Source organism: Streptomyces sp. SP17BM10 (genome assembly GCF_036322405.1).
Taxonomy (GTDB): domain Bacteria; phylum Actinomycetota; class Actinomycetes; order Streptomycetales; family Streptomycetaceae; genus Kitasatospora.
On record NZ_JAQYXB010000539.1, the window covers coordinates 1 to 23,873 of the forward strand.

At 71.7% G+C, this 23,873-nt stretch carries 22 protein-coding genes and 1 pseudogene; 12 read left to right on the forward strand and 11 right to left on the reverse strand.

Going from position 1 to position 23,873, the window contains the following annotated elements:
• On the reverse strand, positions 1 to 1,155 hold a 1,155-nt coding region (locus PUR71_RS11915; protein ID WP_329926876.1), incomplete at its 3' end, for a condensation domain-containing protein.
• Positions 1,156 to 1,334: 179 nt separating this feature from the next.
• On the reverse strand, positions 1,335 to 2,795 hold the full coding sequence (locus PUR71_RS11920) for a class I SAM-dependent methyltransferase (protein ID WP_329926878.1): 1,461 nt from the start codon (positions 2,793 to 2,795) through the stop codon (positions 1,335 to 1,337).
• A 319-nt stretch (positions 2,796 to 3,114) separates the two neighbouring features.
• Here PUR71_RS11920 and PUR71_RS11925 point away from each other — a divergent pair, with 319 nt between their 5' ends.
• The 4 genes from PUR71_RS11925 to PUR71_RS11940 all read left to right on the forward strand — a co-directional run bounded on the left by PUR71_RS11925 (position 3,115) and on the right by PUR71_RS11940 (position 8,928).
• Positions 3,115 to 3,588 (forward strand): nucleoside deaminase, encoded by a 474-nt coding sequence (locus PUR71_RS11925; RefSeq protein WP_329926880.1) that lies wholly within the window; start codon positions 3,115 to 3,117, stop codon positions 3,586 to 3,588.
• A 216-nt stretch (positions 3,589 to 3,804) separates the two neighbouring features.
• Positions 3,805 to 4,749, forward strand: coding sequence for an ABC transporter ATP-binding protein (locus PUR71_RS11930; RefSeq protein WP_329926882.1), 945 nt, complete (start codon positions 3,805 to 3,807; stop codon positions 4,747 to 4,749).
• Positions 4,746 to 6,116, forward strand: coding sequence for an ABC transporter permease (locus PUR71_RS11935; protein WP_329926884.1), 1,371 nt, complete (start codon positions 4,746 to 4,748; stop codon positions 6,114 to 6,116). The genes PUR71_RS11930 and PUR71_RS11935 overlap by 4 nt, the downstream gene beginning before the upstream one ends.
• A 58-nt stretch (positions 6,117 to 6,174) precedes the next feature.
• Positions 6,175 to 8,928, forward strand: coding sequence for an alkaline phosphatase family protein (locus PUR71_RS11940; RefSeq protein WP_329926886.1), 2,754 nt, complete (start codon positions 6,175 to 6,177; stop codon positions 8,926 to 8,928).
• Positions 8,929 to 9,003: 75 nt separating this feature from the next.
• Here PUR71_RS11940 and PUR71_RS11945 read toward each other — a convergent pair.
• A pseudogene (locus tag PUR71_RS11945) lies at positions 9,004 to 9,556 on the reverse strand (aldehyde dehydrogenase family protein); the annotation flags it as partial.
• Between the two features lie 238 nt (positions 9,557 to 9,794).
• Here PUR71_RS11945 and PUR71_RS11950 point away from each other — a divergent pair.
• Positions 9,795 to 10,226, forward strand: a complete 432-nt coding sequence (locus PUR71_RS11950; protein WP_329926888.1) for an Ohr family peroxiredoxin — start codon at positions 9,795 to 9,797, stop codon at positions 10,224 to 10,226.
• 139 nt (positions 10,227 to 10,365) lie between these two features.
• Here PUR71_RS11950 and PUR71_RS11955 read toward each other — a convergent pair whose 3' ends face one another.
• Positions 10,366 to 10,914 (reverse strand): CGNR zinc finger domain-containing protein, encoded by a 549-nt coding sequence (locus PUR71_RS11955; RefSeq protein ID WP_443077428.1) that lies wholly within the window; start codon positions 10,912 to 10,914, stop codon positions 10,366 to 10,368.
• 218 nt (positions 10,915 to 11,132) lie between these two features.
• Between PUR71_RS11955 and PUR71_RS11960 the strand changes: the two genes are divergently transcribed.
• From PUR71_RS11960 to PUR71_RS11980, 5 genes are all read left to right on the forward strand, one after another.
• Positions 11,133 to 12,182 (forward strand): alpha/beta fold hydrolase, encoded by a 1,050-nt coding sequence (locus PUR71_RS11960; protein ID WP_329926893.1) that lies wholly within the window; start codon positions 11,133 to 11,135, stop codon positions 12,180 to 12,182.
• A gap of 386 nt (positions 12,183 to 12,568) precedes the next feature.
• Positions 12,569 to 14,203: an ABC-F family ATP-binding cassette domain-containing protein gene (locus PUR71_RS11965; RefSeq protein WP_329926894.1), complete on the forward strand. Its 1,635-nt coding sequence runs from the start codon at positions 12,569 to 12,571 to the stop codon at positions 14,201 to 14,203.
• A 162-nt stretch (positions 14,204 to 14,365) separates the two neighbouring features.
• Entirely contained in the window at positions 14,366 to 15,052 is a 687-nt protein-coding gene (locus PUR71_RS11970; protein WP_329926895.1) for a hypothetical protein, read from the forward strand.
• 482 nt (positions 15,053 to 15,534) lie between these two features.
• Positions 15,535 to 15,663 (forward strand): hypothetical protein, encoded by a 129-nt coding sequence (locus tag PUR71_RS11975; RefSeq protein WP_329926897.1) that lies wholly within the window; start codon positions 15,535 to 15,537, stop codon positions 15,661 to 15,663.
• Positions 15,664 to 15,768: 105 nt separating this feature from the next.
• A complete protein-coding gene (locus tag PUR71_RS11980; RefSeq protein WP_329926899.1) occupies positions 15,769 to 16,494 on the forward strand; it encodes a hypothetical protein in 726 nt (241 codons plus the stop codon).
• 51 nt (positions 16,495 to 16,545) lie between these two features.
• Here PUR71_RS11980 and PUR71_RS11985 read toward each other — a convergent pair whose 3' ends face one another.
• From PUR71_RS11985 to PUR71_RS12005, 5 genes are all read right to left on the reverse strand, one after another.
• Positions 16,546 to 17,610: a hypothetical protein gene (locus PUR71_RS11985; RefSeq protein WP_329926900.1), complete on the reverse strand. Its 1,065-nt coding sequence runs from the start codon at positions 17,608 to 17,610 to the stop codon at positions 16,546 to 16,548.
• Between the two features lie 307 nt (positions 17,611 to 17,917).
• Positions 17,918 to 18,385, reverse strand: a complete 468-nt coding sequence (locus tag PUR71_RS11990) for an NUDIX hydrolase (protein ID WP_329926901.1) — start codon at positions 18,383 to 18,385, stop codon at positions 17,918 to 17,920.
• A 2-nt stretch (positions 18,386 to 18,387) separates the two neighbouring features.
• A complete protein-coding gene (locus PUR71_RS11995) occupies positions 18,388 to 18,828 on the reverse strand; it encodes an NUDIX domain-containing protein (protein WP_280703645.1) in 441 nt (146 codons plus the stop codon).
• On the reverse strand, positions 18,825 to 20,078 hold the full coding sequence (locus PUR71_RS12000; RefSeq protein ID WP_329926904.1) for a DegT/DnrJ/EryC1/StrS family aminotransferase: 1,254 nt from the start codon (positions 20,076 to 20,078) through the stop codon (positions 18,825 to 18,827). The genes PUR71_RS11995 and PUR71_RS12000 overlap by 4 nt, the downstream gene beginning before the upstream one ends.
• Entirely contained in the window at positions 20,075 to 21,067 is a 993-nt protein-coding gene (locus PUR71_RS12005; RefSeq protein WP_329926906.1) for a Gfo/Idh/MocA family protein, read from the reverse strand. Before PUR71_RS12005 ends, PUR71_RS12000 begins: the two co-directional genes overlap by 4 nt.
• 156 nt (positions 21,068 to 21,223) lie before the next feature.
• Here PUR71_RS12005 and PUR71_RS12010 point away from each other — a divergent pair, with 156 nt between their 5' ends.
• Positions 21,224 to 22,540 carry a helix-turn-helix transcriptional regulator gene (locus PUR71_RS12010; protein ID WP_329926908.1) on the forward strand — a complete coding sequence of 439 codons (1,317 nt, stop codon included), beginning with the start codon at positions 21,224 to 21,226 and terminating at the stop codon, positions 22,538 to 22,540.
• Between the two features lie 136 nt (positions 22,541 to 22,676).
• On the opposite strand, the gene PUR71_RS12015 is transcribed toward PUR71_RS12010, so the two are convergent.
• On the reverse strand, positions 22,677 to 22,889 hold the full coding sequence (locus PUR71_RS12015; RefSeq protein ID WP_329926910.1) for a hypothetical protein: 213 nt from the start codon (positions 22,887 to 22,889) through the stop codon (positions 22,677 to 22,679).
• 118 nt (positions 22,890 to 23,007) lie between these two features.
• Between PUR71_RS12015 and PUR71_RS12020 the strand changes: the two genes are divergently transcribed.
• Positions 23,008 to 23,328, forward strand: a complete 321-nt coding sequence (locus PUR71_RS12020) for an NUDIX domain-containing protein (RefSeq protein ID WP_329927169.1) — start codon at positions 23,008 to 23,010, stop codon at positions 23,326 to 23,328.
• On the opposite strand, the gene PUR71_RS12025 is transcribed toward PUR71_RS12020, so the two are convergent.
• The gene (locus PUR71_RS12025; RefSeq protein WP_329926912.1) at positions 23,323 to 23,766 is read right to left on the reverse strand and encodes a hypothetical protein; all 444 of its coding nucleotides are present in this window, start codon (positions 23,764 to 23,766) and stop codon (positions 23,323 to 23,325) included. The two genes, PUR71_RS12020 and PUR71_RS12025, sit on opposite strands and share 6 nt — an antisense overlap.
• Positions 23,767 to 23,873 lie beyond the last annotated feature (107 nt).

A 23,873-nucleotide genomic window follows, 5' to 3' on the forward strand; every position in this document is an offset into this window, starting at 1 on the left:
CCGCCCCGCCACCACCGTCCCCACCGGGATGTCATTGCCCGCACCCAACCGCGACAACAACACCGCCCACCCCGCCCGCAGCACCATGAACAACGTCGCACCGCACTCACGCGCCAACCCCACCAACCCGGCGTGCACGTCGGCGGGTATCGCGAGGTCCACGGTGTCGCCCGCGAAGGTCGCCACCGCGGGCCGCGGCCGGTCCGTCGGCAGCGCCAGCTCCTCCGGCAAGCCCGACAACCGATCGCGCCAGAAAGCGATCTGACGCTCCATCAGTGAACCGGGGTCGTCCTCCTCGCCCAGCACCTCCCGCTGCCACAACGCATAGTCCCCGTACTGCACCGGGAGTTCGACGGGCCAGGCCGGCGCCTCGCCCGTCGCCCCGCGCGCGCCGTACGCGGCGGCCAGGTCGCGCAGCAGCGGGCCCATCGACCAGCCGTCGCACGCGATGTGGTGCACGACGAGCAGGAACACGTGCTCCTGCGGCGCCGTCCGAAACAGCGAGGCCCGCAGCGGCAGTTCACGCGCCAGGTCGAAGGCCCGCGCCACGGTCGCGTCGACCAGGCCGGACACCTCCCCCTCGGCACACTCCCGCACCTCCAGCGGCACCAGCGGTTCGCCCGTCACCGGCACGACCTGCTGCCACGGCACGCCGTCCACGGCCGGGAACACCGTCCGCAGGCTCTCGTGCCGGCCCACCACGTCCTCCAGCGCCGCCCGCAGCGCCCCCTCGTCCAGCTCGCCCCGCAGCCGCACCGCGACGACCTCGTTGTAGACGGCCGCGTCCTCCTCCAACTCCCGCAGGAACCACAGGCGTTGCTGCGCGTACGAGAGCGGGAGCAGCTCGGGGCGCGCCATCGCCTGCAGCGGCGCCCGCTTCTCCGCCGCGCCGCTGTCGAGCAGTTCGGCGACGCCCGCGACACTCGAGGCGTCGAAGAAGTCCCGGATGCCGATCTCCACCCCGAAGACCGCCCGGATCCGCCCGAGCAGCCAGGTGGCCAGCAGTGAGTGCCCGCCGAGGTCGAAGAAGTCGTCCTCCACCCCGACCCGCGGGCGCTCCAGCACCTGCTCGAACAGCCCGCACAGCACCTCCTCGCGCGCCGTCCGAGGCACTCGGGTCTCACCGGCGAAGGGCTGGTCGGGGTTGCTCGGCATGGCGTCACCTCATCGGGATCGTGGGGCTGTGGGGGCTCCCTGGGCGGACGGGCGCAGGGGCGTCGCAAGGGGCGTCAGAAGGGGAGAAGCGCGCGGCTCAACGCGCGGGGACGGACGAACCGCCGATGCCGTCGCAGCGCATCATGACCCGGGCGGCCGGGCGTCCACCAGGCCCGCGGTCAGCCGAGCGCCAGGACGAACTCGACCTCCGGCGGCTCGCCGGCGTCCGGGGCGTGCCGGGCGAGCGCCTCGCGCACCGCCCGTCGCCACTCCTCCGAGACGGCGGGCGGCACCAGTTGCTGACGGCACCCCGCGCCCGGCGCCGTGACGGGCACCGCGACGCGGTAGTGCGCCTGCCCGTCCGCGTCCGGGCCCGGGAACCACGCGTCGTAGTCCCCCGGCCGCCCGTCCGGGTTCCAGCGCAGCCGGACGGGCCGCCCGTGCCGCTCGGCCAGGCGGTGGACGGCCTCCGGGTCGAGGCCGGGCGCGCACGGCCCGTCGGCCGGCTCGGCCCGCCGCGCCGCGTGCAGCCGGCGGGCCTCGCCCAGGCGGGCGTTGGCGATCCCGCTGACGCCGAACCCCGCCGCGTCGCCCGCCAGCAGCCGGTCGAGCTCGTCCAGGCCGATCCGCGCGGCGGGCCGCCACGGTCCGGTCCGGTCCGGGGCCGGGCAGCCCACGTGCAGGACGGCGTCGTAGCGGAACAGGGTCATCTCGGTGGGCGCCGCGCCCAGGCGCGGAGCGAGCTCCACCGCCGTGATCGTCGGGAAGCGCCGCGGCAGGTCCGCCAGGTAGGCGGGGTCGACGCTCAGCTCGACGTCGCCGGCGAGTTCGACCGCCACGTGGTCCAGCCGCAGCCCGCTGCGCGGTCCCGGGTCCCGCCGCAGCTCGTGCTTGAGCACCGCGAAGTGCTCCAGGAGGCGGGAGTCCCGCAGGTCGCCGAGGAACACGTGCCCGCCGGGCGCCAGCCGCGGCAGCGTCGCGGCGATCACCGACTCCAGGTACGCGACCGAAGGGAAGTACTGGACCACCGAGTTGAGGACCGCCGTGTCGTACCCGCCCGGCGCAGCGGCCGGCGGCGCGGGCACGTCGGCGGCCGCCTCCGCCACCGTGATCACGGCCTCCGGCCGGCCCCGGCGCAGGTCGTCGCCCAGCCGGCGCAGCAGGCGCCCCGCCTCGGCGGAGAAGTCCGTCGCCGTGTACTCGCGGACGCCGAGGCGCTCGACCAGCGGCCGCGCGAGCAGCCCGGTGCCGGCGCCGATCTCCAGGACGGCGCGGGGCCCGAGCCGGGCGAGCCGCTCCACCGTGGTGTCCACCCACTCGGCCATGTGCGCGGCGCCGATCGGGCGGCCGGTGAAGCTGTCCGTCCACCCCGCCAGCCGGCCCGCCTCCGGGCCGTCGTCGTCCGCGACCAGCCCGTACGCGTCCTCGAACACCGCCTGCCAGGACTCCACCACGACGGCCTCGTCCTGCGCGTCGCCCGCCGGCCCGGGTTCGGGCAGCACCTCGACGACCAGGCGCCGCACCCCGGCCCCGCCGGCTCGCACGGTCACGGCACGCACCGGTACCAAGGGGGCCAGCGCGGCGGCGACCACACCGGACAGGTCCGGCAGGGCGTCGTTCTCGTGCTCACGCTCTCGCACTGACACAGCATCAACTCCGCGCTAGGACCGGAGGACCGCCCGCGAACGGCGGGCCACTGCTGCGCCATTTACCTGGAGCCCCGAACGGTCTGTCAATCGACCACCGCGGCCCCGGTGTCCAACCGCGCACGCCCGCAGTCGAACACCCCGCACCCCCCGGCCACCCGCCTGCGGACGCCCGCCCCGCGCTGCTACGCTCGCGCCGCAACCGTCCTCCGCACCAGGTCGACCGGCGCCCCCGGCCGTTTCGACCACCCCCTGGGGGCCCGCGCGCCATACGCTTGACCTCGTCGTCCGCGCCGCCCCGAGGAGAACCGTCATGGCCGACCAGACCCGCGCCCACCTGCTCACGGCCATCGAGATCTCGGCCTCCGCCCGGGCCCACGGCAACCACCCCTTCGGTGCCCTGCTGACCGACCACTCCGGCGCCGTCCTGCTCACGGCCGAGAACACCGTGCTGACCGACCACGACGTCACCGCCCACGCCGAGACCAACCTGGTCCGCCAGGCCTCCCGCCACCTGGCCCCGCCCCAGCTGGCCGAGGCCACCCTGTACTCCACCACCGAACCGTGCGCCATGTGCGCCGGAGCGATCTACTGGAGCGGCATCCGCCGGGTCGTCTACGCCCTCGCCGCCACCGAGCTGAACGCCATCGCCGGCGCGGACCCGGACGAGCCCGTCCTCGACCTCCCCTGCCGCGAGGTCTTCGCCGCCGGCGGCCACACCGTCACCGTCTCGGGCCCCCACCTCTACGACGAGGCCGCCGCCGTCCACACCGGCTACTGGAGCTAGCCTCCTGGGGGGCGACCTCCCACCCCTCCGACACCGACACCGCCGTCACCGTGCGGCTCCTCGACCCGTCCCGGCCCGAGGACGACCGCGCGCCGTACGCCGTCGAGACATCCGCATGCGGACCTACCGACTGCTGTTCCATCGACGTTCAACCGCGTGCTCCTGACGCCGCCCCGCGCACCCCCTACCTTCCGTGGGGGACTGCGAGAAGGGGCCATGACAGACGGACAACTTGCCGTACGGGCATGTGGATTGACGAAGCATTTCGGTGACGTCGTGGCGCTCGACGGGGTCGGGCTCGACCTGGCGGCCGGGCGGATCCACGGGCTGGCCGGGCCGAACGGGGCCGGGAAGACGACGCTGCTCGGGCTGCTGCTGGGCCTGGCCGTCGCCGACGGGGGCGAGTTGGAGGTGCTGGGCAGGCCCGTCGGACGGGCGCTGCCCGCGCCGCACGGCGTGGCCGGGTTCGTTGACGGTCCCGGCCTGTACCCGTCCCTCACCGCCCGCCGGAACCTGGCCGCCCTCGCGGCCCTGACCGGCCAGGACGCCCGGAGCGGACGCATCGACGAGGCCCTGGCCGAGGTCGGGCTGACCGACGTCGCGGACGACCGCGTGCGCGGCTTCTCCCTCGGCATGCGCCAGCGCCTCGGCCTGGCCGCCGCGTTGCTCACCAACCCGCGCCTGCTGGTGCTCGACGAGCCGTCCAACGGCCTGGACCCGGCGGGCAAGCAGCACGTGCACCGGGCGCTGCGCCGCCTCGCGGACGACGGCGTGACCGTCGTGCTCTCCAGTCACCGCATGGACGACCTGGAGGCGCTCTGCGACGAGGTCACGATCCTCGCGACCGGCCGGGTCCGCTTCTCCGGCCCGCTGGAGAAGCTCGCGGCCGGCGGCCCCGCGCTCGACCACCGTCTGCTCACCTCCGACCCGGAGGCCGCCCGGGCCGTGGCGGCCGAGACCCCGGGCGTCCGGGCCGTCACCGACACCGGACCCCGGCACGCGGCCGGGACGCTCGTCGTGCGCGCGGCGGCCCCGGCCGTCGAGCGGTTCGTGAACGCCCTGGTGCACGCGGGCGTGGGGGTGCGGGAGGTCGCTCCGGTGGTCCCGCCCCTGGAGGCCGCGTTCCTCGCCCTCACCGGTCAGCAGGAGGACACGCGATGAGCACCGCGCCCGCCCCCGCCAGAACGACCCCCGGCGCGACCCCCGGCGCGACCCCGGTGCCGGTGGCCCGCGTCTACCGCTTCGAGGTCGTCAAGCTCGTCTCCCAGTGGCGGATCCGCCTGATGGTGCTGGCCTGCTGCACACTGCCGGGCCTGTTCGTCGCCGCCGTCGCCCAGCAGGGCACGCTGCCGTCCGACACGCTGTTCGGCCGCTGGATGCACGCCACCGGCTGGGCCGGCCCGCTGGTGGTGCTCGGCTTCGCCGGCTCGTGGGCCCTGCCCCTCCTCACCTCCGTGGTCGCGGGCGACGTCTTCGCCGCGGAGGACCGTCTCGGCACCTGGCGCCACCTGCTGGTCGCGATCCGATCCCCGCGCCGGATCTTCGCGGCCAAGGCGCTCGCGAGCGCCACCGTGCTCGTCCTGCTGGTGGCCGCACTGGTGGCCTCCGCCACGGCCGGCGGGCTGGCCGCGGTCGGCGACGGACCGCTGGTCGGCGTGGACGGCCACCGACTGGCGCCGTCCGACGCCGCCGGCGGCGTCCTGCTCGCGTGGACCTGCGCCCTGGCCCCGACCTTCGCCCTGGCGGCGATCGGACTGCTCGGTTCCGTCCTCCTCGGCCGCTCGCCGATGGGCCTGCTCGTCCCCGCCCTGACGGCGGTCGCGATGCAGCTCGCCCAGCTGCTGCCGCTGCCGGTGGCGCTGCGCCTCGCCCTGCCCGGCTACGCCTTCGTGGCGTGGGACCGGCTGTTCGCCGACCCGGCGCACCTCGACGAGCTGCTGATCCCGGTCGCGGTGAGTCTCGTGTGGGCGGTGGTGGCGACGGCGGTGGCCTACCGCCTGTTCCTCCGGCGGGACTTCACCAACGGCAGCGAGGACGGCGGGGAGCGCCGCGCGCTCAGCGCCGGCGTCCTGCCGCTGGCCGGGCTGCTCGCGCTGACCTTCGGCGCGGTGGCCGTGGCCACGCCGTCGACGGGCTCGGGGATCACCCAGGCGAAGGTGCAGCAGGAGGTGTCCACGGTGTTCGCGCACCTGTACCGGTTGCAGACCGAGCAGCTCCACCGCCCCGTTGTCACCGAAGAGCGGCTGCGGGTCACGTCGGCGTGCGACCGCGGCGACGGACATGTCGGCCCGAAGGGCCCCGGCAACGACTGGCGCTGCGTCGTCACCTGGCACCTGCCGGGCGTGGCCGCACCGGGGACGGCCGTCTACCAGCTCGACGTCGCCCCGGACGGCCGGTTGACGGCCGACGGCGACGGGCCCAAGGAGGTCAACGGCTACTTCCTGGTCCGGACCCCGCACGGGGACGCGCCGAACCCGCTGTGGCAGTTCGACGGCCAGCTCGCACTGCTCTCCCCCTCGCCCCGCTGAACGCACCGCTCACCCGCCCCACCTTCCGATCCGCCCCACTCAACGAAGGAATGACGCCATGCAGGTAACGCGTCGCCGCCGCGTCCAGGAGGAGCACTCCGCCCTTCTCGGCCGGCGCATCGGCCGCCGCGCCACGCTCGCCACGGCGTGCATCACGGCGGTGGCCGTGGCCACGGGCACGGCTTTCGCGACCACCCACCAGTTCGGCACCGACCAGGTCGGCCAGGTCACGGCCAACGGCCAGGTGATATCCAGCGACCAGTACATCGCCCCCTACGGCAACCGGTCGGTCCTCAACGACGGCAAGATCATGGGCTCGCGGGTCAGCCCGGACGGCGCCCACCTCGCCGCGTCGCTCGCCGACGGCGGCGCGTCGCTGGTCATCGTCGACCTGGCGACCGGGCAGGTACGCCAGCGCATCGGCACCGCGAAGGCGGACGACCTCCGGCTGACCGACGGCTCGGTCGGCCAGGAGGCCCCGGTGTACTCGCCGGACGGCAAGCAGCTGTGGCTGGGCCAGCTCGACGGCTACACCCGCTTCACCGTGAACGCCGACGGCACCCTGGCCAACCCGGTGAAGGTCGCGATCCCGCCCGACGGCGCCAAGCACGCGCTCGCCTCCGGCGCGGTGTTCTCCGCCGACGGCTCGACGCTCTACGCGGCCGTCAACGGCCAGAACCGGGTGGTCGCGATCGACGCGGCGAGCGGCGCGGTCAAGCGGAGCTGGACGGTGGGCAACGCGCCGCGCGGCATCGCCCGGGTCGGCCACGAGCTGTACGTCGGCAACGAGGGCGGCCGCCCGGCCACCGAGGACGACGACACGCTCAACTCCTACGGCACGCAGGTGCCGGCCGACCAGGACACCGGCGCCACGACCTCCGGCACCGTCAGCGTGATCGACCTCGGCGACGCCTCCGCCGCCGTCGGCTCCATCGACGTCGGCCTGCACCCGACGGCGCTGTACGCCAAGAACGGCGTGCTGTTCGTCGCCGACACCGGCTCCGACACCGTGTCGGTCGTCGACACCGCGCGGGACCGGGTCGTGCAGACCGTCTCCACCAAGCCGTGGCCGGAGGCCTCGGTCGGCTACGAGCCCACCGCGATCACCCTCACCGACGACGGCCGCCTGCTCGTCACCCTGGGCCGCGCCGACGCGGTGGCCGTCTACCGGTTCACCGGCGCGCAGGAGCCGGTGAGCTACGTCGGCCTGCTGCCCACCGACTACTTCCCGGCCGAGATCACCACGGTCGGCTCGAAGGTCGTCGTCTCCAACACCCGCGGCGTCGACGCCCGCCGTCCCCACTCCTCCGGCGCGCACAACACCCACGACACCACGTCGAGCATCACCTGGTTCACGCTGCCGGGCGACCGGGAGATCCGGGAGCAGACCGCCAAGGTCTTCCAGCAGAACGGCTGGACGAACGGCGCGGTCCAGACGGCCGACCACAAGAAGGCCAAGCCGGTGCCGGTGCCCGCGCGGATCGGCGACCCGTCGCCGATCAAGCACGTCTTCATGATCGTCAAGGAGAACCGCACCTACGACCAGCTCTTCGGCGACATGGGGAAGGGCGACGGAGACCCGAAGCTCGCGCAGTTCGGCGCCGACGTCACCCCCAACCAGCACGCGCTGGCCCGGCAGTTCGGCCTCTACGACAACACCTACGACATCGGCACCAACTCCGCCGAGGGCCACAACTGGCTGATGCAGGCGGACGACCCGGAGTACACCGAGTCCTCGGCCGGCGAGTACCAGCGCAGCTACGACACCGAGGACGACGCCCTCGGCCACCAGCGCTCGGGCTTCCTGTGGACCGGCGCCCAGGCCGCCGGCAGGGACGTGCGCGACTTCGGCGAGTTCCACCAGTTCCTCACCAAGCCCGATGGCGCGAGCTGGCAGAACCTGTACTGCGACGCGAAGACCATGGACGCGACCGGGCAGGACACCGCCTACCCGCTCAACTCCTCGTCGCCGATCCCCTCGCTCAACGCCGTGTCGGTGCCCGGCTTCCCCAAGTTCGACCTCGACGTGCCGGACCAGTACCGGTACCAGATCTGGAAGCAGGACTTCGAGCAGAACGGCCCGGCCGACCTCACCATGCTGTGGCTGTCCAGCGACCACACCGGGGGCCCGGCGAGCCCGGCCGCGCAGGTCGCCGACAACGACCTCGCGGTCGGCAGGATCGTCGACGAGATCTCGCACAGCGAGTACTGGAAGGACTCCGCGATCTTCGTGGTCGAGGACGACTCCCAGGCGGGCCTCGACCACGTGGACGGGCACCGCGCCCCGATCCAGGTCATCAGCCCCTGGGCGCAGCACGGGGCCGTCGACAGCCGCTACTACTCGCAGATCACCATGGTCCGCACCATCGAGCAGATCCTCGGGATCCACCCGATGAACCAGAAGGACAGCGCGGCCAGCCCGATGACCACGGCCTTCACCGACGAGCCGGACTTCACGCCGTTCAGCGCGGTGCCCAACCGGACGTCGCTGACCGACGGCCTGAAGACGCCGCCGTCCTGCGGCGTCGACGTGCCCGGCGCGGGCCCGGACCGCGCGGCGGCCCCGGCCCCGGCCACGGTCGCACCGCCGGCGGCGCGGCAGGGCGTCGCGGCGCAGTGGGACGCCTGGAAGTCCGAGCAGCGCCTCACCGGCTCGAACGCCGCGCCGGACCGCGCGAACCCGGCGCAGATGAACCACCTGACCTGGTACCAGACGCACAACTGGACGACCCCGTACCCGGGCGAGTCCGAGATCCACGCCCCGAACGACGTCCCCGGCGCGTACATCCCGTCCCCCGAGAACGACGGCTGATCCTCATCTGGAACCCTCACCGGGCGCACTGAGCGGGCCCCGGGCCGGCGCGTCGACGCCGCCCCGGGGCCCGCGCGCATGCGTCCGGGTCTGCGCGATGCACGACTCACCGTTGTTGAGCAGGGAGGAGAACTTCAGCCCGTGCACGGCCTTCGCGATGTCCGCGTCCGGCAGGATCACCGCCGCCGGCCTGCCGCCGAGTTCGAGGCTCACCCGCTTCGGCTGCTCCCCCGCGATCGCCGCGATGCGCCGGCCGGCCCGGGTGGAGCCGGTGAAGGCGATCTTGTCGACGTCCGGGTGGGACACCAGGTGCTCGCTCGTCTCGCGGTCCGCCGGCAGGACGTTCACCACGCCCGCGGGCAGGCCCGCCTTGTCGAGCAGCTCGGCCAGGAACCCCATGCTCGGCGAGTTCTCCGGACAGACCTTCAGAACGACCGGGTCGCCCGCCGGCAGCGCCGGGATGAGCTCGGACGTCGCCGAGGAGAACGGCGAGTTCCACGGGATGACCGCGGCCACGACCCCGACCGCCTCGCGCCGCACCACGCTGCGCACCGGCGAGGCGGGGTCGGACGGCACCAGCCGTCTCCTCCCAGCCGAACTCTTCCGCCGGCTTGGGAGTCCGATACGCCTTCAAGTGACCCGTTAAGCGGGTTACCAACTGGACCCAAAACGGCATCACAGCCGACAGAAATCCAGCCATCCGGCACCAAAATGGCAGCGTATTCAGCCAGTTGGACCAGCCGATGCCTTGACAGTCGCCCAGTCGGGATCAATAGTCGTCACCAGCCAGACCGGTTACCGCTATGGCGGCTCACCGGACGCGAGAGTCAGCGCGAAGCGCAAGCAGAGCAAGAGGAGACAGGGCCATGGCAGTCAGCTACACCGGCGTGGTCACCGTGACCGGCGAGGGCCGCAACGGTGGGCAGGTCGTCGCCGACGACGGCAACCTCACCACGGCACTCGCCATCCCGAAGGAGTTCGGCGGCTCCGGCGGCGCCACCAACCCGGAGCAGCTGTTCGCGGCCGGCTGGGGCGCGTGCTTCCTGGGCGCCGTCCGCCGCGCGGCCGGCGAGCGCAAGGTACGGCTGACGAGCACCGCCGTGAGGGTCGAGACGACCCTGACCCACGGCGACGACGGCGAGTTCGGCCTCGGCGCGGTCCTCAATCTCGAACTGGGCGGCGTGGACCAGGCGACGGCCGTCGAACTGGCCGCCGCGGCCCACCGGCTGTGCCCCTACTCCAAGGCGACGCGCGGCAACATACCGGTCACCGTCAACGCGACCGCCGTCGCCGGCTGACGCCACCACAGACCCCGCCCGGATCCCCGACGGGCCCGGGCAGCGCGATTCCCCCGGCGGGCGTCCTCCTCCGGCGGCAGCACCACGCCCGGCGGCCCCGAGACCCCAGGCCTCACGGCCCTGAGGCCCAAGGGGGCTGTCAGCTCCCGGAGTTGCCGTGCTGACGCGCCCGGTAGGTCGCGGCCTTGACCCGGTTCCCGCAGGTCCGCATGGCGCACCACTCGCGCCGGTAGCCGCGCGACCGGTCCAGGTAGACCTGGGTGCACTCCGGCCGGGCGCACTCGCGCAGCAGCACCGCGTCGTCGCCGCCGAGGATCCCGACGGCCTCGCGGGCCAGCGCGGCCAGCCCCTGCGCCACGGACCCCGTCCTGGTGGCGCCCGACGGGTGCAGGCGCAGCGTCACCGGCAGTCCCGCCGCGTGCCGGTTCACCTCGGCGATCGCCCGGGTCGGCATCGGCTGCCCGTCGAGCCGGGAGGCGACGAGCGCGTAGATCGCCTCGCGCAGGTCCAGGGCGATCTCGAGGTCCGTCGCGTCGGCGCCGGGCGCGGCGTCGAACATCCCCGACTCGACGAACCAGGCGTCGAGGTGACCGGGCGCGGCCAGCTTCTCCAGCGGCACCTCGTTGCGCCGCGCGCGGTAGGTGCCGACGAAGTCGAGGGGCAGGGTTCCACAGGGGAAGGCATGCATCACGTCACCATACTGACCAGTGACCGACCGATGCGCAATGCCCGCGCCCCGGCCGCTGCCCTTGCTCCGGCCCCACCACCATCACTGCCCAGATCACCGCCCAGACCGGTCACGGCGTAGGACGGCTGCTCGATGCCGACAGTCAACTGACCGATGTCACCCACGAGCGCAGCGGACGAGTGACCTGCGCTCCTCCCCACCTCCTCGAAAGGAAGCACATGATCGACAGGCGCAGCTTCACCAAGGCCGTCGGCGTCGCGGTGGCCACCGCCTCGCTCACCGGCCCCCAGGGCGTCGCCGGGGCGGCACCCGCCTCCGGGCCGGCCCCCGTCGTGCCGGACACCGCACCCGGCACGCACACGTCCTTCCCCACCCTCAAGCAGGTCACCGCGGGCGTACTCGACGTCGGCTACGCCGAACTCGGGCCCGCCGACGGGCCGGTGGCCCTGCTGCTGCACGGCTGGCCGTACGACATCCACAGCTACGTCGACGCGGCCCCGCTCCTCGCCGACCTCGGCTACCGCGTGCTCGTCCCCTACCTCCGCGGCCACGGCACCACGCGCTTCCTGTCGCCGCGCACTCCCCGCAACGGCCAGCAGGCGGCGATCGCCCACGACATCATCGCCTTCATGGACGCCCTGCGGATCGATCGCGCGGTCGTCGCCGGCTTCGACTGGGGTGCGCGCACCGGCGCCATCATGGCGGCCCTGTGGCCGGAGCGGGTCAAGGCGCTGGTGTCGGTGGGCGGCTACATCATCACCGACCGCGAGGCCCAGATGAGGCCCCTCGCGCCGGGTGCCGAGCGCACCTGGTGGTACCAGTTCTACTTCGCCACCGAACGCGGCAAGGCCGCCATGGAGGACCGCACCCACCGCCGCGACCTGACCCGGTTCGTCTGGCAGACGGTCTCCCCGACGTGGCACTTCGACGACGCCACCTTCGACCGCACCGCAGCCGCCTTCGACAACCCCGACTACGCGGCGGTCGTCATCCACAACTACCGCTGGCGCCTGAGCATCGTCGAGGGCGAGCACCACTACGACCACGACGAGCACCTCCTGGCCCGCAAGCCCACCATCGCCGTGCCGACCGTCACCATGGACCCGGTCCTGGACCCGTTCACCGCCACTCCCACCGACGGCTCGACCTACCGCGCCATGTTCACCGGCCCCTACGACCACCGCACCCTCACGGACGTGGGCCACAACCTCCCCCAGGAAGCCCCCACCCGCTTCGCCCAAGCCGTGGTGGACGCCGACCACCTCTGACCCCCGAGGGCCTTCGGAGGCCGGGAACGGCCGTGGAGACACGGGCTCGATCACCCCCAACCAAACGCATAACCGCTCTGAACAGTGATTATGCCGGCGATCACCCGACGCCCCGTCAAGGAGCGCCAGTCACACGGCCGCCCCGGAGACCCACCGCGGCCACCAACCCGAACTGGTACGCTGACGAACCGCGAGAACCTCGTGACCGACACGTGGAGCAGACATGGCAGGCGACGACGACATCTCCGGGTGAATCCCGGACCAGGAGGCCGTAGCGGGTGCGTGGCACCCAATGCTTCGGCCCGATGTGTCGCGCCCAGCACCCCTGTCCTCCCTGTCCTTTCGGGCCGGACATGCCTCCGCCCACTCACTCTCAGGTCGCCTCCATGTCCTCTGCTTCCATCGTCTGCTCCCACCTCTCCTTCTCCTGGCCGGACGACACCCCCGTCTTCCGCGACCTCTCCTTCGCCGTCGGCCCCGGCCGCACCGGCCTCGTCGCCCCCAACGGCTCCGGCAAGTCCACGCTGCTCAGGCTGGTCGCCGGGCAACTGCCGCCCACCGAGGGCACGGTGGCGACGGCCGGTACGGTCGCCTACCTCCCCCAGGACCTCCCGCTGACGGCCGGCCTCACGGTCGCCGAGGTGCTCGGCGTCGCCGAGGTGATCCGCGCCATCGACGCGGTGGAGTCCGGCGACGTCGCCGAGGAGCACTTCACGGCCATCGGCGACGACTGGGACGTCGAGGAGCGCAGCCTCGCCCAGCTCGAGCGCCTCGGCCTCGCCGGCCTCCACCTCGACCGACCGCTCGGCACGCTCAGTGGTGGCCAGGTCGTCCAGCTCGGCCTCGCCGCCCAACTGCTGCGCCGCCCTGACGTGTTGCTGCTCGACGAGCCGACGAACAACCTCGACCTCGGCGCCCGGCGCCGCCTCTACGACGTGCTGGACGACTTCTCCGGCTGCCTCCTGCTGGTCAGCCACGATCGCGCCCTGCTCGACCGGATGGACCGCATCGCCGAACTCGACTCGGACGAACTGCGTCTGTACGGCGGAGACTTCACCTCCTACGAGGAGACGGTGCAGGCCGAGCGCGAGGTCGCGGAGAAGAACGTCCGCAGCGCCGAGCAGGAACTCAAGCGCGAGAAGCGCGAGATGCAGCAGGCCCGCGAGCGCGCCGAGCGCCGCGCCGGCAACGCGGCCCGCACCCTCAAGAGCGCCGGCCTGCCCCGCATCTTCGCCGGAAACATGAAGCGCGGCGCACAGGAGTCCGCGGGCCGCTCCGGCCAGGTGCACGCCGCCCGCGTCGACGAGGCCAAGTCCCGGCTGGACCAGGCGGAACGCGCCGTCCGCGACGACCAGCGCCTCACCCTCGACCTCACCGGCACCCGGGTACCCGCCGGCCGCGACCTCTTCATCGGCGAGGACCTGCAAGTGCTGCGCGACGGCGCCCCGTTGTTCGCCGGGGACGGCGTCGGCCTGGCCGTCCGGGGCCCGGAGCGCATCGCCCTCCTCGGCCCCAACGGCGCCGGGAAGACCACCCTGCTGCGTCTGATCGCCGGCGACCTCACGCCGGACGGCGGGCGGGTGAAGCGCGCCGACGGCCGCGTCGCCTACCTCTCCCAGCGCCTGGACCTCCTGGACCCGGACCTCACCGTGGCGCAGAACTTCGCCGCGGCCGCCCCGGAACGACCGGAGGCCGAGCGGATGAACATCCTCGCCCGCTTCCTCTTCCGCGGCACGCGGGCCCACCTGCCCGTGCGCGCGCTCTCGGGCGGAGAACGCCTGCGCGCCACCCTGGCCTGCGTGTTGTGCGCCGAGCCCGCCCCGCACCTGCTGCTGCTCGACGAGCCGACGAACAACCTCGACCTGGTCAGCATCGGGCAGCTCGAAGGCGCGCTCGACTCCTACCAGGGGGCGTTCCTCGTGGTGAGCCACGACGAACGGTTCCTCACCGGGATCGGCGTCGACCGCTGGCTTCGACTGGCGGACGGGGCCCTGGAGGAGACGAACACTCCCATGATCTGACGATCCATCAAGAAACAGGGGCGGCCGACACATGCGCCTTCCGGCCACCACCACATGCGCGAACGTCACCTGACCGAAGGGTTATTTCGCGTTCGACGACGTGCGTCGGCGCTATACCCGGGTACCATGCGCAGCAACGTCCAAAGGCAGGAGTGACCGGTCGTGACCAGCCAATCAGCCGCCTCGCTCCGATCGCGGTACGCCGTACAGGCCGCGTCGGATCTCGAGGGGAACCGCCGTCGGCAGCAGGAGCTCGCCGACGAACTCACCAAGCTCCGGCAGGAGGAGGCGCTCCTCGTCGACATCATGTCGGTGGCCGAGCGCCACAGCGACGGCACCGGGACCGCTCCCGTCCAGGGACAGGCCCCGGAGTCGTCGCCCGCCGCGGAGCAGCCCCGCACCCAGGACGGGCCGGCCCCCGCCGACGCGTCCGCTTACACACCCAGCGACACACCCAGCGACACACCCACCGAGGCACCCGCCGAAGCGCCCGCCGCGAAGGCACCGCGTCGCAAGCGGGCGCCGCGCACCCCGTCACCGCGGGCCGGCTCCACGGCCGCCTCCACGGTGAAGGCGGCCGCCAAGTCCCGCCGCGTCGCGAAGGTCCCCGCGCAGCGCCCGCTGCTGGGCGACGTCCTGACGCAACTGCTCGCCGGCCACGGCGAACCCCGCACCGCCAAGGAGCTGCGCGACGAGTTCCTGGTGGCGCACCCGGACCGCGAGCCCACCCCGCAGGTCGTGCGCAACGCCCTCGGCGCGCTCGTCGCGAAGGGCCGCGTCGAGCGCCGCAAGGACCAGCGCTCGGTGATGTACAGCCTCGTCGAGGACGGCGGCACCCAGGCCGGCTGACCCTCTCGGGAAACACCAGCGGGGCGGCCCGGGAACCGACCACTGTCGGTCTCCCGGGCCGCCCGCCGTCTTCAGGCGCCTCTCGGCCACGCCGCCGTCGATCCCTTGCGAGCGATTCCTCGATCCCGCCGGACGTCCATCGGCCTGCCCGGCACCCGGGGCCCCGGGCATCCCGGCTCTCCCGGCCCCGTGCGGCACCACATCGGTCATCTGACGGTCGACCCCACGCCGCGACGCCTGCAGTCATCCCGGACACACCACCCGCCGCCCGAAACCCGCCGCGGCCACCGGCCATCCGAACGAGTGATTCCCGAGACGGCTACACGTGATCGACTTGAACACCTCGTTCGAACAGCACCGTCATCACTGTCCGCGAGCCCGTCGGCCGGGACAACTCCACGTCCGCACACCGGACTTGCCGAGCCCGCCCGCACCCGGCGCGACCCCTCGCGTTCGAATCGCCTCCCACTCTGGAGACCCCCATGGCAAACCCGCTGACCCTCGTCGTCGGAGTCCACCTCGTGCTCGTCGAGGAGGAACACGTCCTGCTCGGCCTCCGGCGGAACACCCCCTACGCCGCCGGTCTCTGGCACGTTCCGAGCGTTCACTAGGCAAGGCTGCTGTCGAGTTTGACGTTGTCGAGTTTCGAACCCACCGTACCGGTCGAGGAGAGGACGAGGGATATGTTGGACGCAGGTCCGCTGACAACCACTGGATTGAGCGAGAGCCTGCTGAACTACTGGTCCGTCCGTGAGCAGCTCGTCGAGGCCGGTCTGGCGACGAACCCCAGCGACCCGATTGGTGGACTGGCCGAGGCGCTGACAGCGGCTGCCTTGTGGCCAGGCCGCTCCGTCCAGGACGCCTACGTGCGGGCTCGGGGAGTCCGGACGAGTTTCGACGCCTCGGGCACCTACGGCCCCGCCCTCGGGTCGATGCCTTCGTCGGCGACCAGGCGGCGCAATCCACTCGTGGTCGATCTCGCTGTGTCCTGGAAGGCGATCGCTGAAAGGGTCGTGTCGATTCGCGACTTCGCTCGGCAACGCCGAGGGGAACGCTGGGCCTGGGACACGGCGACCAACACCGCGCCCTGCAGCAGTGCTGACGTGCCGCCAGAAGACCGCTACTCGGGTTTGGCTCGGGTTCAAGTCAAGGCGCGCTTCGCGCCCGACGCACCATTCCACGGCGACCTCGATGCTCTGCCATTCAGTGCAGTTCGAGATGGTGCCATCCCGGCCAACGATCTGTTCGTGCTGGTCATGTTCGCTCGCATGGACGAACTGGAACGATCCCTTCAGCACGCAAACTTCGTCTGGACGGCGATCCTGCTCTCCAACGAGTGCGTGCGCTCACTTGACCCGGGAACTGGCTCAGCGAAACTGAGTTGGAGGACGGTGCATGGTTGGTACGGGGAGGCTGGCATGCCCCCGGCGCAGTTGACGTGACGCCGTTGCTCAGGGCAGTCCCTCTCCCGAACTGGTGAGCCGCCCACGACGCTATGGCTCTTCATCGTCTTGGACCAGTCGGGCCCACCGGCGGTGGCCCATGCGCTCGGTCTCGTCACACACGATGCGGGTAACGGTCCATTCCGGTCCGAGGGGGTGGTTCCCGCGATGGTCCGTCGAAACCGCCACCGTCTGGAATCCACGGGCCGGCGAGCCGAGAAGAGCAGTGGCCTGGTGGTAACCGCCCCAGTCGAGCCCGTTCAAGAATGGGTCGAGGAGGAGCAAGGTCGGGTGAGCCCGTGCGTACGTTTCAGCGAGCGCGACCAGAACCTCCAGTCCGACGAGAGGGTGAAGCCGGCGATCACCGTTGCCTGTTTCAACACAGCTTCCGAGCACGAAGTCGGCGCGGATCCGATCGTCGACTATCCGGGTGCGCTTGACCGCCCCGCCGACGATCTCAGGAAGGTCTGAGATCACCTTGCGCATCACCCAGTGGTCAAGGCCCAGGTCCGTGGCAAGGTCATGGACGTCGGCGGGAAAGTCACCGCTCCACCGGGGTACTCGGACCACTTGGTAGGGGGAGGCCACGAATGGAACCTCATGACCGTCGGCGAAGAAGTGGAGCCTGTCACCCTCCGCCTTGAACTCGGCCCGCCGCGGCTGAGGGTCATACCAGGTGAGTGCCGCATGTACACGGGACTCCGGGCGGGCGACCCGCTCCATGATGTGGGACGGGGCTGCCAGCCCCGACAGAAGCGAGATGAAGTGACTTTTCCCGATTCCATTCGTGCCCAGGAAAATGTTGCACCGGGAGAAGCGCACCGTAGTCGGCTCCTTCAGCCACACGTCCTCCGTGATCTCGATCGAGTGGATCCATCCGAAGGGTCGGGCGACGCCCCCGTGCTCCATACGGACCCGGGCCTCGTGGAGATCTCGCCAGCTTCGCAGAAGCGACGCGGGATAGGCGTCGCCGGCGTTGGTATCGACAAGACGCGCGCATCGGGCGCAGAGCCAGATGCCGTTGAGAGGATCGCTTCGCTGGCCGGCGTTCAGCCCGCCGGTACCGCGGGGCCCGCCCGGTGCCGCGGCATAGATGTGAGCGGCGGTCCCGGTCATCTCGACGTCGTCGATGCCCCTTCCGGGCCCGATGGTGAGTGCCCCGCAGCCGGGATTCGAGCAACGAAAGGCCGCCCGAAGCGCGAGGGCACGCTTCGTTACCTCACTGAAGTCAGCGCGTCGGCCAGACCCAGTCCCCATTGCTCCCCCACCCATCTCGCTCTCAGCACACCGTAGCCCTGCCGACGGGCAGTGACCGAGTGTCAGCAGCCACCCTGGCTAATCGAAAGCGCGGCGGAGTCCTCTTCGACCCTCGCGGCCCCGCGCCCGCTGGGCGAGCCGAGCTAACTCAGCAGCCCCTGTGCGTTCACCAAGGACCGGGGAGACTCCGAGGCGTAAGCGCCAGCCGCCGGGTAACGAGAGCTCGGAGGTCGGGCCGTGTCGACCGGACACGGTCAGCCGTGCACCAAGTGAACTCATCGTGTTCTGTCTGGTTGATCCGGACCGGCCATTGACCGGGCGGTTCCTCGGCGGCGAAGAAGAACCCCCTGCTGGCGGGCAGCAGGGGGTTCTCGCGGGCTGGGTAGTCCAGGTGGCCGATGTACAGCGCGCTGGCGATGGCCAGCCCGGCCTCCTCCTGGACCTCACGTGCGAGAGCTTCGGCGAGGGATTCGCCGGTCTCGACGCCGCCGCCGGGCGGTTCCCAACGGCCGGCCCAGGAGTCCGACGCCGTACGTCGGAGCATCAGGAGCCGGCCGTGGCGGACGATGAGTGCACCCACGCAGAAGGCGTCGTATCCGTCTCCGCGGGCCTGGTCAATGAGCTCATGGTGCACGATCAGCGGGTGACGAGTTCCCGTACGGCGTCGCTGACGGCTGGGATCTCGTCGGGCCCGGCCCACTCGTGCGCGTCGTGCTCGGTGAGGGTGACCGGGCCGGTCCGGGTGACAGTGACCTCGAAGGTCAGCTGCCGGGTGAGGGCGCCGCTGCCGGACGTGTAGTCGAAGTGCCCGAGGTACTTCTCGACCGCGTCGATCCGCAGGCCGGTCTCCTCGTCGACCTCCCGCAGCAGGGCCTGCTCGATGCCCTCGCCCTTCTCGACCTTGCCCGACGGCAGCTCCCACAGGCCGGCCATGAACTCGCCGGCCGGGCGCCGCAGGAACAGCATGCGGTCGCCGTCGGCGATCACGGCGGCCACGACGAACCGCTCCACCCCGTCCGTCTCGGCGGCGACACGGATCGTGTCCTCGAACGTGGGGTCGGCGAAGGGAGAGTTCACAGCAGCTCCTTGTGGTGGTCGCTCACCTTGATGGCCGCGCTGATGTACTGCTCGGCCAGCGGACGATCCTGTTCACGATGCCAGACCGGGAGCTTGATCGTGTGCGCGTGGGTGTGCTCGGCGACCGGGAAGTCCCCTACCTGGTAGCGGCGGTGGGCGTGCGGGTGGCCGGGGAACAGCATGGCCGGGCTCTGGTACAGCGGTAGCTGGTTCATGGGGCAGGTGGAGCCCGGCCGGTCGAACTCGACCGCGCCCTCGGCGACCAGGGCCTGGTGGAACCGCTCGACACTGAGGCCACCGAGCTCCTGCGGGCGGTAGGTGAGCGTCAACCCGTACCAGGACGGGACCACTCCTTCGGGCATCGGGATGACCTCGAGCCCGGGGATGCGGGCGAACTCCTCGGTCAGGTAGCGGGCGATCTCCGCCCGTCCGGCGAGGTAGCCGTCGAGGCGGCCGAGCTGGTCGTGCGCGATGGCGGCGGCCAGCGGGTGGATCCGGAGCTTGAGGCCGGACCCGGTGACCGCGTACTTCGCGAGCGGGTGCTTGGCCGGGATCTCGGACTTGGCTCGCTTGTTGTAGTGGCCGAACGTCAGGAGCCGGTAGTACGTGTCGTCGTCGTCCGTGAGGACGAACCCGCCCTCGCCGCCGGACAGCGGCTTGGGACCGTTGAGCGAGAACGCGCCGCCCAGCCCGAAGGTGCCGACCTTCTTGCCGCCGTGGGAGGCGCCGTGGGCGTGGGAGCCGTCCTCCAGCAGGAGGAGGTTGTGCGTCATGGCGATGGCCTGGATGGCGAGCATCGCGGCCGGCCTGCCCCACAGGTGGGTGACCATGATGGCGCGGGTGCGTGGAGTGATCGCGTCCTCGATCGCGGTGGGGTCGATGTTGCCGTCCGGGCCGGTCTCGACCAGGACCGGCACCGCCCGCAGGTGGAACAGGGGCGAGGCTGTGGCGTGGAACGTCCAGGCGGGGACGATCACCTCGTCCCCGGCCTTGATCCTGGCGGCGTCGTAGGTGGCGTGCAGGGCCGCAGTGCCGGAGCTGAAGGTGACCGCGTGCCGGACGCCGAAGTAGTCCTGGAGGGCGTCCTCCAAGTCGGCGACGACGCCCGAGCGGCCGGGGATGGAGATGGCCGAGCGGAGCTGGGCAATGACCTTGCCCTCGGTGGTGTCGTCCATCGGCGGCCACTCGAAGTGCGTGCCGCCGGCGGTCACCGCGGGCTCGCCGCCCAGCAGGGCGAGGTTGTTCGTCACAGCATCTCCTTGGGGTCGATGTAGCGGCCGGCGGCCTTGGACTCGTAGCAGGACGCGATGAAGGCCATGTGGCCCAGGTGTTGTTCGGGCCCGGCGGTGTTGGGGCGTTCGCCGTCCAGGACCCGGCAGAAGTAGTCGATCTGGGCGGTGGCCGCGCTGGCCGGGGCTTGCGGGCGCGACAACTCGTCGACGATTTTGCCGTGCACATCGAGGCGCTGGACCTGGCCCTTCGTCAGCAGGACGGAGCCGCGGGTGCCGACCACGTGCAGTTTCTCGGTCTTCGGGGCCATCCAGCGGGACAGGAGCACGGTGCCGTACAGGTCGTTGTCGTAGCCGAGCTGGATGACGGCGGTGTCCTCGGCGTCGTACCCGCCGTCGGGCAGCGCGGCGGTCGAGAAGTCGGCCATGATCCGGTTGGGCATCCCGAAGTACCACAGCAGCAGGTCGACGATGTGGTAGCCCATGTCGATGATGCAGCCGCCGCCGGCCTGGCTGACGTCTCCGCGCCAGCCCGCGCCGGGGTCGTCGGTGTGGAAGGTGTACTGGCCGTCGATGAGGAACGGGGTGCCGATCTGGTCCAGGAGCTGGACCACCGACGCGTGGAGCGGGTTGAAGCGCCGTTGGAGCGTGACCATCAGCTCTACCTGGGCCTGCTGGCAGATCGAGGCGAGCTCGCGCGCCTCCGGCAGGGAGGTGGCGAACGGCTTCTCCTTGAGGACGTGCACGCCTCGGACGGCGCACTCCTCGATCACGGCCCGGCCGGCGTGGTGCGGGACCGCGACGATGACGAAGTCCGGCGCCACATTGTCCAGCAGGTCGGCGGCCCGGGTGAAGCCCGGGACGTCGTGCGTGTCCTGCTGGGCCCGCAGGGTGTCCGGGTCGTTGTCGCAGACCGCGACCAACTCGGCCCGGTTGGAGGCGAGCAGGCCGGGAAGGTGGTCTTCGAGTGCCTGGTGTCCGAGGCCGATGACCGCCGCGCGTCGTTTCATGGGCTGACTCCTTCCGCTTCGTGAGGGAACTTGTCGATGCGTGTCGAGTACAGCGCCAACTCCGCTTTCCTGGACAGGCATTGTCTGTAGTCCCGGGGTTGTCCCGCGCTCGCGCGCAGTAGGCTGCCTGTCACTGTCGATGATGGAATTGGCCCCGTGGACGACCCGATCCGGCACCCCCTCGCCTACGCCCGCGAACTGCGCGGGTGGTCACAGAACGACCTCGTCGTGTTCCTCGACCGGGCCGCCCGCAAGCACGGGCTCCGCTCCGGCGCGGACAAGACGGCCGTCAGCCGGTGGGAGAACTGGCGCAAGCAGCCGAACCTGGACTCCCAGATCCTGATCGCGGAAGCCTTCGACGTTCCGATCGCCGACATGGAGCTGTTCGGGTGGCCCGATTGGCTGCCCGGCCGCGAGGTTCCGCTGCCACTGGGATCGGCGTACACCGTCCAAGCACTTCGAGATGCACAGAGAGCCGCCATGGACCGCCGCAGCTTCATGACCTTCAGCGCCGTCTCACTGGCCGGCCTCGCCGCCCAGTGGGCCACGATCGAGCCCGATCGCCTGACTTCCGCCCTGGACGGCAGGACGGCCGTGGACCCCGGGCTCGTGGACTGGCTGGAGGAAACCAGCGCGAAGCTGACGACGCTGCCCACCGAACAGCGCCAGCACACGATCAAGCTGATGGACGCTCATCTCGCCACCGTCACTGACCTGATCGAGGGCGGCGGCCACGCCGAGCCCGTCGCCAAGCGGCTGCACCTCCTGGCCGCGTCACTGGCCACCACCTGCGGCTGGTACCGCTTCGACCAGGGAAAGCACTTCGCCGCGGGAAAGCTCTGGGCAGGGGCCTTGCAAGCCGCCAACGCCGCAGGTGACCGCGACTTCGGCGCCGGTGTGCTCTCCGACTTCGCCTACCAGTCGAACTGGATCGGCCAGCCGAACATCTCGGTGGACCAGCTCGGCCACGCACTGTCCGGTACCAAGCATCCCACCGCCCGGTCGCTGCTGTTCCTCCGGCGGGCCAGGGCCTACGCCGCGCTCGGCGAACGCTCCGCGTGCTACCGCGACCTGTCCGACGCTGAGACTGCGCTGTCGACGGGGGCTAGCGACCCCGCGCCAGGCTGGTGCGCGTGGATGAGCCCAGCGGACCTCGCGGTCGACTCCGGCCAGTGCCTGCTCGATCTCGGCCGGGCCGACGAGGCGCACGTCAGGATGGCCGAGGGCCTGGCCCTCCTGCCCAAGGCCCGGGACAAGACGCGTGGCATCTTCCTGACCTACCAGGCCAAGGGCTTCCTGCAGTCCAACGACGTCGAGCAGGCTCTCGCCGTCACCACCGAATCCCTCGATCTGGCCACCCGCATCGGCGCCGAGCGGTGCGTCACCCTGGTCCGCGAACTCGCGCCGGCGTTCAAGCCGTACCGCCGGGTTGACGGCGTCGCCGATCTCATCGAGCGCGTCCGGGCTGCGTGACGGGCGCTCGGATCAGAGTCGCGGTGATCAGCGGCCCGGAGAGGATGATCCGAGCCGCCGTCGTCAGGAGGCTGCCAAGCGCCAGTCTGCGATTCCCGGCCCCATGCGGGTCGCGGGGCCGGGCTTCGCGCCGCTGTCAGCGAGAAGTGCCGGATGTGCTCGCAGGAGCGCACGTCTTGGGGGTGGCGTCGTGGTGGTGTCCGGCGAGCCAGAGCCCGGCGAGGAGTCCGGCGATCGCCAGGACCTTGTGCCGGTTCTGCTTCCACCATGACGGTGATCCGGCTGCCATGAAGCGCAGTTGTGTGTACTCAGGATGCTCGCGGGGCGGCGTGTCCTTGAACAGTGCCATCTCCGGTGAACCTCCTCTCCCCCTTGGGAGGTTCATGACCATACGGCGCTCTCTGCCATGATCGCAGACATTTACTGTATTTCCACAGCACGCGGATGCCCGGAGAACGGCCGGCCACCTGGAGGCCGGGGAGACGGTGACCGGGGCGATGGCGTGCGAGGCGGCCGAGGAACTGGGCATCACCATCGCCCCGGAGGACCTCCGTCTCGTCCACACGCTCCACCACCTGGACCCCGACGACGGATCCGACCGCCTCCAGCTCTTCTTCCGCCCGGTCCGCCACGACGGCGACGCCGGCGACCGGGAGCCCGAGAAGTGTGAACGCCTCGCCTGGTGGCCGCTCGACCGGCTGCCCGCGAACACCGTCGACTACACCGTCCAGGCCCTCGACGAGATCCGCCTCGGCAACACCCTCTCCGTCGCCGGCTGGCCGCTATAGCGCGCGGGCGGAGAGCCCCGCCTCCCGCAGGAAGCCCGTCGGCGCCGACCGCAGGACCACCGCGGGGTGCGGGCCGTCCGGCTCCAGGGCGGCCAGCACCTCGGCCGCCGGGTAGCCGAAGAGATCGACGTCCCCGAGCACCACCGGCACGGCGGACGGCCCGGTCGGCGAGGAGTCGTGCCGCAGGACACAGACGGACGCCAGCCCCTGTACGTCCAGCTCGGTACGGCCGTACCGGTCGACGACGTCCCCGTAGGCGAGCACCTCCAGGCCCTCGTACCGGGCCGAGAAGGCCCAACCGACCTGGCAGACCCAGTACTCGTGGACGTCCGCCAGGGTAGCGGCGGCCCACTGCGCCTCACGCTCGGACATGCCGAACCGCAGCACGCCCGCACCGCGGGGCAACACGAGGCCGGTCTCCGGCAGCAGCTCGAACATCCCCCGATCCTGACCCGGCCGCCCTCACCCGCGCAACGCGGTACCGGACCGCACACCTGCCTGGGTACCCGCTCCCCGATCCGCGTATCCCTCGGCGGCGCTCCTCG

Excerpts from the sequence above, each read along its gene's own strand:
- PUR71_RS11925 (WP_329926880.1), top strand. The coding sequence starts at position 3,115 with ATGGCCGACCAGACCCGCGCCCACCTGCTCACGGCCATCGAGATCTCG.
- PUR71_RS11930 (WP_329926882.1), top strand. The coding sequence starts at position 3,805 with ATGACAGACGGACAACTTGCCGTACGGGCATGTGGATTGACGAAGCAT.
- PUR71_RS11935 (WP_329926884.1), top strand. The coding sequence starts at position 4,746 with ATGAGCACCGCGCCCGCCCCCGCCAGAACGACCCCCGGCGCGACCCCC.
- PUR71_RS11940 (WP_329926886.1), top strand. The coding sequence starts at position 6,175 with ATGCAGGTAACGCGTCGCCGCCGCGTCCAGGAGGAGCACTCCGCCCTT.
- PUR71_RS11950 (WP_329926888.1), top strand. The coding sequence starts at position 9,795 with ATGGCAGTCAGCTACACCGGCGTGGTCACCGTGACCGGCGAGGGCCGC.
- PUR71_RS11955 (WP_443077428.1), bottom strand. The coding sequence starts at position 10,914 with ATGCATGCCTTCCCCTGTGGAACCCTGCCCCTCGACTTCGTCGGCACC.
- PUR71_RS11960 (WP_329926893.1), top strand. The coding sequence starts at position 11,133 with ATGATCGACAGGCGCAGCTTCACCAAGGCCGTCGGCGTCGCGGTGGCC.
- PUR71_RS11965 (WP_329926894.1), top strand. The coding sequence starts at position 12,569 with ATGTCCTCTGCTTCCATCGTCTGCTCCCACCTCTCCTTCTCCTGGCCG.
- PUR71_RS11975 (WP_329926897.1), top strand. The coding sequence starts at position 15,535 with ATGGCAAACCCGCTGACCCTCGTCGTCGGAGTCCACCTCGTGCTCGTC.
- PUR71_RS11985 (WP_329926900.1), bottom strand. The coding sequence starts at position 17,610 with ATGACCGGGACCGCCGCTCACATCTATGCCGCGGCACCGGGCGGGCCC.
- PUR71_RS12005 (WP_329926906.1), bottom strand. The coding sequence starts at position 21,067 with ATGAAACGACGCGCGGCGGTCATCGGCCTCGGACACCAGGCACTCGAA.
- PUR71_RS12015 (WP_329926910.1), bottom strand. The coding sequence starts at position 22,889 with ATGGCACTGTTCAAGGACACGCCGCCCCGCGAGCATCCTGAGTACACA.
- PUR71_RS12025 (WP_329926912.1), bottom strand. The coding sequence starts at position 23,766 with ATGTTCGAGCTGCTGCCGGAGACCGGCCTCGTGTTGCCCCGCGGTGCG.